The sequence below is a fragment of the Nonomuraea marmarensis genome (assembly GCF_043197025.1).
GTDB lineage: Bacteria > Actinomycetota > Actinomycetes > Streptosporangiales > Streptosporangiaceae > Nonomuraea > Nonomuraea marmarensis.
This window is the reverse complement of sequence record NZ_JBICRM010000017.1, coordinates 18,769-30,016: the sequence shown is the minus strand read 5'-3', so window position 1 is coordinate 30,016 and position 11,248 is coordinate 18,769. Positions and strand designations below refer to the sequence as shown.

Genomic DNA, 11,248 nt, shown 5'->3' with positions numbered 1-11,248 from the left:
GCATGAGAAGCGTCGAGGCCCAGCTCCTGCACCGCCCGAAGGCCCTGACCGCAGCCGAGATCGTCAGGAGCCTGGGCGCGATGCAGGCCCAGGACGTACCCGCCGCGCTCCTCGCCTTCCGCGCCCGCTCCGCGACCCTCACCCCGGCCGACGTCGACGCCGCCTGGCGGTCCCGCGAGATCGTCAGGACCTGGGGCCCGCGCGGCACGCTCCACTTCGTGCACGCAGACGACCTGACCTGGATGCACGCGTTGACGAGACGCCACACGAACACCCTGCGCCGCCTCCATGAGGAAGGCGTCACCGGCGACGACCTGCTCGATCTCATCGGCCGGGCCCTCGAAGGCCAGGGCCCGCTCACCAAGGCCGACCTGGAGGACAGCCTGTCAGGCCGGGCCCGGGGCCAGGGCGTGGTGCACCTGGTGGCGCTGGCCGCGTACCACGGTCTGGCCGTGCTCGGCCCGCCCCGGGCCGGCAAGCCCACCTACGTGCACGCCGCCGACTGGCTGGGCGCCCCGATCGTGCCCGAGCCCGACAGGGAACGCGCGCTGAAGGAGCTGGCCATCCGCTACCGCCGCGCCCACCACCCCGCCACCCCCGAGGACCTGGCCGCCTGGTCGGGCCTGCCGCTCGGCGAGTCCCGCGCGGCCTGGCGCCTCACGGAAGACCGGCCGCCGCCCGCCGAGGAGGAGCCGGTGGTACGCCTCGCGCCCGCCTTCGACGAATACCTGATGGGCTGGCGCAGCCGGGACCCGATCCTGGCGGCCGAGCACGCCAAGAAGGTGTTCCCCGGGGGAGGCGTCCTGCGCCCGGTCGTGCTGGTGGGCGGGGCGATCAGGGGAGTGTGGGCCAGGAAAGTGTCACAGGTGACCGTGCGGCCGTTCGACGAGCTCCCGGAGGGCCTGCTCGACGCCGAGATCGCCGACGTACGCCGCTTCCTCGATCACACGCCGTAGAGCCAGTCGACGTAGTCGTGGCTCGCCAGGTCCCTGGTCCTGAACAGCTCGTTACGCAGCACCCTGGCCACCCCGTCCACGTGCCAGATGTCCCCCCACAACCGCGCCGTGTCCTGCACGCGAGCCGTCCTGGGTACCCGGACCTCCTGGTACGCGGCCAGCGCCCGATCCCAGTCCCCGTCCGCCGACTGCTCGGCCAGGGCGTGGGCGTCCTCGATCGCCTGGCAGGCGCCCTGGGCCAGGTACTGCAGCATCGGGTGGGCGGCGTCCCCCAGCAACGCGAGCCTGCCCCGTACCCAGGTGCCGATGGGCGGCCGGTCGAGCATGGGCCAGTGGCGGTCGCGCCACAGGTGCGGCAGCCCCTTCCCGATCGCGTCGCAACAGCCGTCGAACGCCGCCTCCAGCTCCCCGGGACCCCGGAACACGGCCACCTGGTTGAGCAACTCGCCACCGCGTAATGCGTACTGGACGAAGTGACAGTCAGGCCCGAGGAACGCGACCACCTCATCGGTATTGAAGTCCTCCGGAAGCGGACACGTACCCCTATAAGCGACAAATCCGGAATTGTGCGGCTGGTCGTCCACTAACTGCGCCCGCAACCCCGACTGCAGGCCGTCCGCCGCCACCACCACACTGCCCTCGTGCACCGACCCGTCCGCGCAGTACGCCCGCGCCCGCCCGCCTTCGGTCGCCACCCGCTCGACGTGCCGCCCGTTCAGCAGCTCCACCCCGGCCTCGGCGCACGCTTCGAGCAGGATGGCGTGCAGATCGCTGCGATGCGCCACGACGTACGGCGCCCCGTAGCGCTCCCGGAACTCCTCGCCCAGATCGAGATGCGTGAGAAGCTCACCGGTGAGGGCATCGCGGAACACCAGCCGCCGAGGCAGCACACCTGCCGCGACCACCCGGTCGAGCAGGCCCCATCGGGCGAGCACCCGGGTGGCGTTCGGGCCGAGCTGCAACCCCGCGCCGACCTCGCCGAACTCGGCCGACCGCTCCAGCAGCCGGACCGCCCGCCCGGCCCTGGCCTGAGCCAACGCCGCCGCCAGCCCGCCGATGCCGCCTCCGACGACGACCACCTCACTCACGAACGCTCTCCCGAGGTCAGCCATCGCGACGCGCCGTGTTGACCAGCTCCCCGACCCCCGCGATCCGCGTCACGAGCTTGCTGCCGTCGGCGAGGTACCGAGGGGGCTTGCGAGCGTGCCCGACGCCTCCGGGGGTGCCCGTGGCGATGACGTCACCCGGCCGCAACGTGAGGATCTCCGACAGGTACGAGATCAGCCGCGCGGGCCCGAACACCAGGTCCGCCGTGTCCGCCTGCTGCATCACCTCCCCGTCCACCTCGCACTGCATGGTCATCGACCCGCCGGCCTCGTCGGGCGTGACGAGGTACGGGCCGAAGGGCGTACTGGCCTCGAAGGTCTTGCCCTGGAGCCACTGCAGCGTACGGTTCTGGTAGTCGCGCGCCGTCACGTCGTTGAACACCGAGTAGCCCGCGATGGCGGCCGGAGCCTGCTCCGGCGACACGTGCCGCGCCTCCGTGCCGACGATCACCGCGAGCTCGGCCTCCCAGTCCATGGCCTGCGAGACGGCGGGCAGCACGATGTCGTCGTACGGGCCGATCAGCGCCTCCGCGTACTTCGCGAACACCGTCGGATACTCCGGCAGCTCCCGTCCCATCTCCAGGATGTGGTTGCGGTAGTTGAGCCCCACGCAGATGATCTTCCCGGGCCGTGGCACCACGGGCGCGAGGTCGGCCGTGGACAGCGGGTGCCTGGGCCCGTCGGCGGCGGCCGCCACCTCGCGCCACCCGGGATCGGCCAGCAGCGTCCCGACGTCGGGCGCGCCGATCTCCACGGCGTGGTCGCCGTCGACGCGGGCGGCGGTCGTACGGCGAGGCAGTCGCAACGTCGCGAGCTTCACACGAGTTCCTCTCGATGATCATGCGGACCCTCGAACACGGCCCGGTACTTCATAAGGGCCACGCTAAGAGGAAATTCTGTGCCCTGCACTAGCATTCTGCTATGAAGAACAAGCCCGCGTACGCACTGGGCTCGGTCGACAACGTGCTGCTCCTCCTGCACATGCTGCGCGACCAGGGACGGCTCAAGGTCTCCGACGTCGCCAGGGAGCTGGGCATCGCCCGATCGACCGCACACCGCCTGCTGGCGATGCTGGTCTATCGGGACTTCGCCGTCCAGGACGAGCATCACACGTACCTGCCGGGGCCGTTCCTCGCCTCGGCGCAGGCGGACGCGGGCGGCTCGGCTCTGCGGGAGCTGCGCGCCAGGACCAGACCCGCGATGGAGGCGCTGTGCGCGCGGGCCATGGAGACCGTGAACCTCATGGTCAGGGTCGGCACCGAGGTGCGCTTCCTGGACAGCGTGGAATCCCCGCAGATCCTGCACGTGGGGGACAGGAGAGGCACGATCCTGCCCGCCCACCAGGCCTCCGGCGGCAAGGCCCTGCTGGCCGCCCTGCCCCGCGACCGCCTCTGGTCCCTCTACCCGGACCTGCCCGGCCAGGAGCGCGCGACCCTGACCCGCGAACTCGACGAGATCAGGTCTCGCGGGTACGCACTCAACATCGACGGCACCGAACAGGGCGTCTCAGCGATCGGCGCGGCATTGCGCAACGGCCGTGGGACGGCGGTGGCAGCACTGTCGATCGCGGTGCCCTCGGTCCGGTTCGGGGCGGTGGAGCTGTTCGCGGGGGAACTGAAACGCGCGATCGACGAAGCCGAACGGTCCCTGACCGGCTTCCCAGACTAGCGTTGTACCCCATTGGGGTTATGTTAGGGGTATGCCAAAGATCAATGTTTACCTGCCGGACGAACTCGCGGAGGCGGTCAAGCAGGCCGGCGTGCCAGTCTCCGCGGTCTGCCAGCGGGCCCTGGAGCAGGCGGTGCGCCGGGTGACCGCCATCAGGGAAACCGCTCTGACCGGCCTCAACCTGGACGTGCCGACCGGGGCGCTGACCCATCTGACAGCCAGAATGCGTACCGTCCTCAAGCTCGCGGCGGACCAGGCGGGGGCCTCGAGCGTCGGCACCGAGCACCTGCTCGCCGGCATGCTGAGCGAGGGCGCCAACCTGGCGCTGCACGTGCTGCGCGCCATGGACATCGACCTGGAGCAGGTGAAACGCGACCTGGCCCACCACCAGCCGCCACCCGCCGAGCAGCCCGGCGCAGGCGCCGAGGGCCCCGCGTCGCGGAGCTTCAGCGCGCCGGCCGCCAACGCGCTGGAGTTCGCCGTCAACGAGGCGACCTCGCTCGGCCACAACTACGTCGGTTGCGAGCACCTCCTGCTCGGCCTAGTCGCCGAACCCGACGGGACGGCCGGCCAGGTCCTGCGCGGGCTGGGCGCCGACCCCCGGCTGACCCGGCGTGCCGTAGTGGCGGCCCTGGCAGGTTATGTTCACCTACGCGCCCAGACCCAGCAGGCCGAGCCCGCCGCCCAAGCCCCAGCGCAAGGCCAAGCCGCGATGCTGGCCGCCGCGATCAGGAACGAACTGCAGCCGGTCATCCAGCGCTTGGAACGCTTGGAAGCGCACGCCGGCCTGGAAGCGTGAACACTTCCGGCCGGAGGCGTGCGATCGCGGCCTTACGCATCACCCTCGCGGCTCTGATCGTGGTCGGTCTCGTGCTCGCGGCCTTGTAGCAAGCAGGCGGACTCATTCGGCATCTGCGGATGGGACCGGACATCCTGCCATCGAACGTTGTTGCGAAACCTATGAACACGGAGAGTCAATAGAAAGTAACGTCTCGTGCATCCCTCTTCTCAGCACGAGGCACTCCGTCGCGTCTTCCGCCCGACAGGTCTGGGGATCATGCAGAACGATCGAATCACGCCCGAGTTAGCGCAGTTTCTCCAGGCTCGCGCCGAGGTCCGCGCTGAGGCGCGCGGTTGGGCGAAGTCCGTGCTGAAGGTCTTGGAGGTGCGCGGCGTACCCGTTCCGGAGTTGAGGCGGCTGCGGATCCTGGAGTGCAATAACCTCGCCGTCCTTGAGTTCTGGCTTGTCCGGTCCCTCAAAGCCACCACCGTTGAGGAACTCTTCGACTACAGCGATTGGCGGAGATCCTGACCCGTTTTGACGGGACGCGCTTCTACGAGTTCGACACCAAGACACTGCGCGATATCGAGGACGACGCCGAACCGCATACGGTCCTGGGCCATACCTGATCTCGATGGCCAACTGGTCATACCGGTTGCCCGGCACAGACGGAGACGACGCGCAGCACGGGCCTCACAGGGAGATGCATTGGACCCGCTGGTGTGATTCCGTTGTGGATCAGTGACGGACACTGTTCCGACGACCATCCGATACGTCTGCGGCAGCTTCCAGTTTCTGCCAGATCCGCGTGAGTGCGGCGATGTCGTCAGCGTCGAGGGGGTCGGCGAAGAACGTCTTGATCGACTCCTCGAAGGTCCGCGCCACGGTCTGGATGTAACGGCGTCCGTCCTCGGTCAGGCTGATCAGGGAAATCCGGCCGTCACCCTGGTTGGCGCCGCGCACGAGGTAGCCGTCGTCGATCAGGTCCTGCACCAGCCGGGACGCCCGGGTGGGACTGACGGTTACGAGTTCGCTCGCCAGGGCGCGGACGGGCTGGGGTTCGAGGTCCTTGAGGCGGCAGAGGATCTCGAAGGCGCTGAACGAGAGACGGTGGCGCTCCATCAGCACGGCCTCGATCCGGGAACGCATGGCGGCCTGGGCGTACATAAGCCCGAACCAGCCATCCTGCTCCGCCTGGGAGATAACCGTGGATGTCGTCCGGGGCGCCTGCATGGGATCCACGCTATCAGATACATGCTCTCGAATTTAGGTGCCTGCGCACGCATCATGTACTGTGTCGATGTAAGTCAAGGAGTGTGGGGTTCGCCCGGAAGCCATGCGACGTGAGTTCGCCGCAGTTCCGGACGGCCGGCGCAAGAGCTCAAGGAGAAGCGCATGTCAGGCAAGCTTGACGGGAAGGTCGCGCTCATCACGGGCGGCTCGTCGGGGATGGCGCTGGCCACCGCCGAGCTGTTCGTGGAGGAGGGTGGCCTGGTCTACATCACTGGCCGACGCCAGCAGCTCCTCGATGAGGCAGCGCGCCGTCTCGGGCCGCGACTGCGGGGGATCAGTGCTGACGCGGCCGACCTGGAGGACATCGAGAGCCTCTTCGCCACCATCACGGCCGAGGCGGGGCGGCTCGACATCTTCTACGCCAGCGCGGGCGTCGGCAAGCTCGATGAGTCGTTGTCCGAGGTGACGCCGGCCAGTTTCGACGAGGTCTTCGGCCTCAACGTCCGTGGCACGCTTTTCGCAGCGCAGCGGGCCGCCGAGTTGATGACCGGGGGCGGCGCCATCATCCTCAATGGATCGGCGGCGGCGGCGAAGGCGATACCGGGATCCTCGGTCTACGCGGCCAGCAAGGCGGCGCTGCGGTCGTTCGCGCAGGTGTGGAGCGCTGAACTGGCCGACCGAGGGATCCGGGTCAACGTGCTGCACCCCGGTCCGATCGACACGCCGGCGCTGGACCGGCTTTCCCCGGAAGCACGGGACTATCTCATCTCGCTGACGACTGTCGGCCGGCTTGGCGAACCACGCGAGGTGGCAGGGACTGTGCTCTTCCTGGCCTCCGCCGATGCCGGCTTCGTCAGCGGCACCGAGTTGTTCGTCTCTGGGGGCATGGGCCAGTCCTAGTCCTGGAGTCTCCATTGGCCTTGGTGGTCCGGGTCAGGTAGTGGGGACACAGTGCGGTGTCTCCAGTACCGCCCGGAACGGTGTCGGTCTGATTACGAAGCGCCGTGCCGCGCGATCGGCTCATTGGGCATGCAGACCGTGTACTGGCCAGGACTTAGTTCCGTCTCTTCATCGCGGCGGTTGAGTGGGCGACCGAACACATTCGGGAGCGCGTTCCCGGGGCCCGCGTCGCGATCATGGGCGACTCCGCCGGCGGCGGCCTCGCGGCCGCGACGGCGCTCGCGTGCCGCGATCGAGCGATCGGGCCGCTGGCTGCCCAGATCCTCGTCTACCCCATGCTCGACGACCGCACCGCGCACGCAGCCAGGGATGTCGAGCCATTCGCCCAGTTCGTCGGCGCCGATCTATGTGACGCACAGTCCACGGCAGAACTTGCGGCCAGGCCACCGAATTCGCAGAGTCCGCCGGCGGATCCCTCGACATCCTGGTGAACAACGCCGCGATCGGGACTGGTGGACCGACAGCCGGCACTGAGGAGTCGACTTTCGACGCGGTCCTGTCCACGAACCTGAAGGCACCGTTCTACCTGGTCGCGAACCTCGCACCCGCGATGGCCGCACGCGGCGGCGGCGTGATCGTCAACGTGTCCACGCTGGCAGCCGAACGCGCGCTCCCCGGCCTCGCGGTCTACGGAGCGAGCAAAGCAGCGCTCGACCTGCTGACCAAGAGCTGGGCGGCCGAGTTCGGCCCCGCCGGAGTGCGGGTGAACTCGGTGAGCCCCGGCCCGACCCGCACGCCGGGATCCGAGGCCTTGGGAGACGGGCTGCAGCAGCTGGCGGAGCAGGCCCCGCTGGGTTTCGTCGCCGATCCGGAAGACATCGCCGCAGCGATCGCGTTCCTTGTCAGCGATGAGGCTCGCTTCGTCACCGGCGCGGTGCTCGACGTCAACGGTGGCCGCACGGTCGTATGACAAATCGTGAGGGTCATCTCACCTTGTAACCTGGACAGGTGGGAGACGCACTTCACCACTCGGCCGCTCCACGTCTGCGCCGTGACGCAGCTCGCAACCGTGAACGGATCCTCGAGGCCGCGCGCCTGTCGTTTGCTCAGCAGGGCGTTGACGCTTCGTTGGAGCACATCGCCAAGGTCGACGCGATGGCCAGGTTGAGTGCGCCATACCGGTCGGGGATTGGGGAACAACATGGAGAGCATGGCCCGCCCCGCCGAGCGTGACGAGCGGGCCGTCATCGACAAGGCGGCCGATCTGCTCGCCGCACTCGACGGCGAGCAGGCAGGCGTCGGGGTCAGTGAGCTGGCTCGACGCGCGAGGCTGAGCAAGTCCACGGCGTTCCGGGTGCTGGGCGCGCTCGAACGCGCCGGGATGGTCGACCGCGTCGGCACCGGCTACCGCATCGGGAAGATGCTGCGCCGACTCGGTCGCGACTCGGTGGGACCTCGGCCCGAGTTCGTCCGTGACGCGCTCGTCCCGTACGTCGCGGACCTCTTCGCGCTCACCGGGCAGACGGTCCACGTGGCAATGCTGGACGGGCCCGAGGTCGTCTACCTGACGAAGGTCTTCGGGCATCGGCAGGCGCCGATCCGTCCCTGCCCGGGCGACCGGTTCGCCGCACACGGTGTCGCGATCGGCAAGGCGCTTCTCGCGTTCGACGGCGACGCCGCGAACATCCTGCACACCGCCACTCTCCGGGCCTTTACCCCGCGCACCGCAACAGACCCGGCGGCGCTGCTAGCCGAGCTGGCCAGGGTCCGCTCGGGCGGGATCGCGTTCGACGCCGACGAGGCCCGTGTCGGAGTCAGCGCCGTCGCCGTTCCCCTGCGCGGCCCCGGTGGCGACGTCGTCGCCGCGTTGTCGATCACTTACGCGAGTTCCGATCCGTCCGCGGTCCGCTACGCCGAGCATGTGCGCAGCGCCGGGGCGGCCGCGGCCCCGGCGCTGCGACGGGCGCTGGCTCAGCGACCGCGTTCGGGGTCGGGGTAGCGCCCGCCCCGCACGTGGGCGGGGTCGAAGAGAGCGCCCAGCTGTGCGACCTCGTCCGCGCTCAAACCGACCTCGGTCGCCGCCGTGTTCTCGCGCAGATACTGCACGCGCTTCGTCCCGGGAATCGGGACGACGTCGAGCGGCTGGGCCAGCAGCCACGCCAGTGCGACCTGGCCAGGGGTGGCGCCCTTCGCCACACTGAACTTCTCGAGGGCGTCGACCAGGTCGATGTTGCGGTCCAGGTTCCCGCCGCGGAATCGGGGGAGGATCGAGCGGAAGTCGGTGGCGTCGAAGACCTGGTTGCGGTCGATCCGCCCGGTCAGCATCGCGCGGCCGAGCGGGCTGTAGGGCACCAGTGTGATGCCGAGTTCCCGGCAGGCCGCCACCACCCCGTCGTCCTCGACCGATCGCTCCCACAGCGAGTACTCGCTCTGCAGCGCGGCGAGGGGGAAGGTGGCGTGGGCACGGCGCAGCTGGTCGACCGGCAGCTCACAATGCCCGATCGCCCGAACCTTGCCCTGTGTGACCAGCTCACCCATCGCACCGACTGTCTCCTCGATCGGAACGGACGGGTCCTGCCGGTGACAGTAGTACAGGTCGATGTGGTCGGTGCGCAGTCGCCGCAGGCTGGCCTCGCACGCCTGAGCCACGTAGGCGGGGTCGCCGACGAGGCGCACGGCGCCCTCGGCGCTCATCTGCACCGCGAACTTGGTGGCGATGACGACCTCATCGCGACGGCCCGCGATCGCTTCCCCGATCAGCTCCTCGTTGTGCCCGAAGCCCTTGGTCGGCGCGCCGAAGGCGGCATCGGCCGCGCCGTAGATGTCCGCGGTGTCGAACATGCCCACGCCGAGGTCGATCGCCTCGCGCAGGGTCGCAATGCTGTCGTCGCGGTTGGCGTCGCCGTAGGACTGGGACATGGTCATGCAACCGAGTCCGATCGGGCGCATGCTGATGTCCGAGTGCCCCAGCGTGACGCGGGCGCGCACCTGGTCGTTCTTCTCCGTCATGGATTCGACACAATCAGGCGCGACCGCCCCGCTCAACGCGTCGTGCCGCAGAACGGCACAGGTTCACCGGACCAGCCCGGAACAGCCGGCTAGTACGTGCGCAGGGTGGCGATGCCGCGGCCGCCCGTCCAGTGCCTGGAACGTTGGGTCTATGGGTTGTGGATCTTCGCCCACACCCTGTGGCCCAGCTCGTCGTTGCCTTCGTAGCCCACTTGATCGGCGATCGCGGCGACCATGGCCAGGCCGCGACCCCGCTCGGCGTCCGAGCAGCAGCGCTCGCCGAAGCGGGGGATGCTTCCCCAGCCGCAGTCATAGACCGCGATGGTGATCGTGGTGGTCGTGCGGGTGATCTCGACGATGAAGGTCCCGTGAGGGCGGCCGCTGCTGGTGTGCTGGAGGGCGTTAGCGGCGAGTTCGGCGACGATCTGCTCGGCGTCGTCCTGGCAGGGGGAGTCGGCCAGAAGGTAGCAGGTGAAGTGGCGGACGTGGGGGATCTGGTCCAGGGTGCCAGGGAAGGTACGCCGCCAGGTCAGGCCGCCGGGGTGCAGGTCGACCATCGCGTCGATGAGTTCGCGTTGGACGGCTCCCGATTCGCGTTGCTTGGGGACGAACACGGTGGCGAGCGCGGTGGTCTCGGGCATCGGGGTTTCTCCATGGACACGTCAGGGGTTCGGTTCGTCGTTAACATGCTGCCCCGTCAGCCGCGCCGCATGGACCCCCACCACGTCTTCATTGATCGCCCGCGTCATATCTTCTCTGACCTGCGCGAATCCGTCGGCGCCCATGATCGGCATCCCGCTGCGGCCCTGATCGATCCCCCAATTCGCTCGTGCGAGGTGTGACCGTTTCTCACGACTAACAATCACAAAGTGGAGGAGGTGCGGGCGCCCCACAAAGCACATACGTTGGGCAATCGAGTGACTACACTATGCAGCGTGACCCCTGCATATGCCTTGACCTACACTCAAGACATGAGCGACAGCGCCTTCGAGGTCCCACTGAACGAAGCCGACGGCCACCTGCCCGAGGTCATCAGTGCCGCCTCCGAGCGTGGCGCTATCGCCTACCTGACCGATCACGGCCGCCGAGTGGCCGCCATTGTTCCCGCCGACGACGCCTGGTACTGGGCGCCCGGCTGGCAGGCGGCCGAAGTCGAGGCCGACGCGGATTTTCGAGACGGCCGCAGCCGACGCTTCGACAGCATGGATGACCTCTTCGCCGAGAGCGACGCCATTCGCGGGGAGACGTCCGCTTGAAGTACGAGCGGTCCGACTCGTTTCTGCGGGATCTCTCACGGCTGCCTTCGGAGCATTACGCGCTGTTCAAAGAAGCGGTCTGCAAGCACTTCCTGCCCGCGCTCGCCCAGGGGGCCCACACGGGCCACGTGCCCTGGCCAGTACGGCTACGCATCCACAAACTCGCTGGCACCGACGTCTACTCCATGACGTGGAACTTCGCCTCGCCGGACGGGCGTGCCACTTTCCGCTTCACCACGGAGGACGACGGCGAGACGATCCTGCAGTGGCGACGCATCGGCGACCACTCCATCTACGACCGTCCTTAAGAGCGGCCGCTGCGGCCCGAGCAATCCTCCC

The 11,248-nt window shown here is 68.8% G+C and carries 16 protein-coding genes; 10 read left to right on the top strand and 6 right to left on the bottom strand.

Annotated features, from left to right (window positions below; genetic code table 11):
- Window positions 1-2: 2 nt before the first annotated feature.
- Complete coding sequence (locus ACFLIM_RS26415; protein WP_393169846.1) at window positions 3-956, top strand: winged helix DNA-binding domain-containing protein; 954 nt, start codon at window positions 3-5, stop codon at window positions 954-956.
- Here the strand turns inward: ACFLIM_RS26415 and ACFLIM_RS26410 are convergent.
- Window positions 944-2,044 carry an FAD-dependent monooxygenase gene (locus tag ACFLIM_RS26410; protein WP_393169844.1) on the bottom strand — a complete coding sequence of 367 codons (1,101 nt, stop codon included), beginning with the start codon at window positions 2,042-2,044 and terminating at the stop codon, window positions 944-946. The genes ACFLIM_RS26415 and ACFLIM_RS26410 overlap by 13 nt on opposite strands.
- Before the next feature lie 16 nt (window positions 2,045-2,060).
- A complete protein-coding gene (locus tag ACFLIM_RS26405; RefSeq protein WP_393169842.1) occupies window positions 2,061-2,882 on the bottom strand; it encodes a fumarylacetoacetate hydrolase family protein in 822 nt (273 codons plus the stop codon).
- A 101-nt stretch (window positions 2,883-2,983) separates the two neighbouring features.
- Here ACFLIM_RS26405 and ACFLIM_RS26400 point away from each other — a divergent pair, with 101 nt between their 5' ends.
- The 3 genes from ACFLIM_RS26400 to ACFLIM_RS26390 all read left to right on the top strand — a co-directional run bounded on the left by ACFLIM_RS26400 (window position 2,984) and on the right by ACFLIM_RS26390 (window position 5,042).
- Window positions 2,984-3,730 carry an IclR family transcriptional regulator gene (locus tag ACFLIM_RS26400; protein ID WP_393169840.1) on the top strand — a complete coding sequence of 249 codons (747 nt, stop codon included), beginning with the start codon at window positions 2,984-2,986 and terminating at the stop codon, window positions 3,728-3,730.
- Between the two features lie 31 nt (window positions 3,731-3,761).
- Window positions 3,762-4,529: a Clp protease N-terminal domain-containing protein gene (locus ACFLIM_RS26395; protein WP_393169838.1), complete on the top strand. Its 768-nt coding sequence runs from the start codon at window positions 3,762-3,764 to the stop codon at window positions 4,527-4,529.
- Window positions 4,530-4,787: 258 nt separating this feature from the next.
- Window positions 4,788-5,042 carry a hypothetical protein gene (locus tag ACFLIM_RS26390; protein ID WP_393169836.1) on the top strand — a complete coding sequence of 85 codons (255 nt, stop codon included), beginning with the start codon at window positions 4,788-4,790 and terminating at the stop codon, window positions 5,040-5,042.
- Between the two features lie 207 nt (window positions 5,043-5,249).
- Here the strand turns inward: ACFLIM_RS26390 and ACFLIM_RS26385 are convergent, their stop codons facing one another.
- Window positions 5,250-5,744 (bottom strand): MarR family winged helix-turn-helix transcriptional regulator, encoded by a 495-nt coding sequence (locus ACFLIM_RS26385; RefSeq protein ID WP_393169834.1) that lies wholly within the window; start codon window positions 5,742-5,744, stop codon window positions 5,250-5,252.
- A 162-nt stretch (window positions 5,745-5,906) separates the two neighbouring features.
- Between ACFLIM_RS26385 and ACFLIM_RS26380 the strand changes: the two genes are divergently transcribed.
- The 4 genes from ACFLIM_RS26380 to ACFLIM_RS26365 all read left to right on the top strand — a co-directional run bounded on the left by ACFLIM_RS26380 (window position 5,907) and on the right by ACFLIM_RS26365 (window position 8,643).
- Complete coding sequence (locus ACFLIM_RS26380) at window positions 5,907-6,644, top strand: SDR family NAD(P)-dependent oxidoreductase (RefSeq protein WP_393169832.1); 738 nt, start codon at window positions 5,907-5,909, stop codon at window positions 6,642-6,644.
- Window positions 6,645-6,814: 170 nt separating this feature from the next.
- Window positions 6,815-7,135, top strand: a complete 321-nt coding sequence (locus tag ACFLIM_RS26375) for an alpha/beta hydrolase fold domain-containing protein (RefSeq protein ID WP_393170120.1) — start codon at window positions 6,815-6,817, stop codon at window positions 7,133-7,135.
- A complete protein-coding gene (locus ACFLIM_RS26370) occupies window positions 7,132-7,614 on the top strand; it encodes an SDR family NAD(P)-dependent oxidoreductase (RefSeq protein WP_393169830.1) in 483 nt (160 codons plus the stop codon). The genes ACFLIM_RS26375 and ACFLIM_RS26370 overlap by 4 nt, the downstream gene beginning before the upstream one ends.
- Window positions 7,615-7,854: 240 nt before the next feature.
- Window positions 7,855-8,643, top strand: coding sequence for an IclR family transcriptional regulator (locus tag ACFLIM_RS26365; protein WP_393169828.1), 789 nt, complete (start codon window positions 7,855-7,857; stop codon window positions 8,641-8,643).
- Here the strand turns inward: ACFLIM_RS26365 and ACFLIM_RS26360 are convergent.
- From ACFLIM_RS26360 to ACFLIM_RS26350, 3 genes are all read right to left on the bottom strand, one after another.
- On the bottom strand, window positions 8,616-9,653 hold the full coding sequence (locus ACFLIM_RS26360; RefSeq protein ID WP_393169826.1) for an aldo/keto reductase: 1,038 nt from the start codon (window positions 9,651-9,653) through the stop codon (window positions 8,616-8,618). The two genes, ACFLIM_RS26365 and ACFLIM_RS26360, sit on opposite strands and share 28 nt — an antisense overlap.
- 149 nt (window positions 9,654-9,802) lie before the next feature.
- Window positions 9,803-10,294: an ATP-binding protein gene (locus tag ACFLIM_RS26355; protein ID WP_393169824.1), complete on the bottom strand. Its 492-nt coding sequence runs from the start codon at window positions 10,292-10,294 to the stop codon at window positions 9,803-9,805.
- A gap of 21 nt (window positions 10,295-10,315) precedes the next feature.
- On the bottom strand, window positions 10,316-10,438 hold the full coding sequence (locus ACFLIM_RS26350) for a hypothetical protein (RefSeq protein WP_393169822.1): 123 nt from the start codon (window positions 10,436-10,438) through the stop codon (window positions 10,316-10,318).
- A gap of 186 nt (window positions 10,439-10,624) precedes the next feature.
- Here ACFLIM_RS26350 and ACFLIM_RS26345 point away from each other — a divergent pair, with 186 nt between their 5' ends.
- Entirely contained in the window at window positions 10,625-10,909 is a 285-nt protein-coding gene (locus tag ACFLIM_RS26345; protein ID WP_393169820.1) for a hypothetical protein, read from the top strand.
- Window positions 10,906-11,217 (top strand): hypothetical protein, encoded by a 312-nt coding sequence (locus ACFLIM_RS26340; protein WP_393169818.1) that lies wholly within the window; start codon window positions 10,906-10,908, stop codon window positions 11,215-11,217. The genes ACFLIM_RS26345 and ACFLIM_RS26340 overlap by 4 nt, the downstream gene beginning before the upstream one ends.
- The last annotated feature ends 31 nt before the right edge of the window (window positions 11,218-11,248 follow it).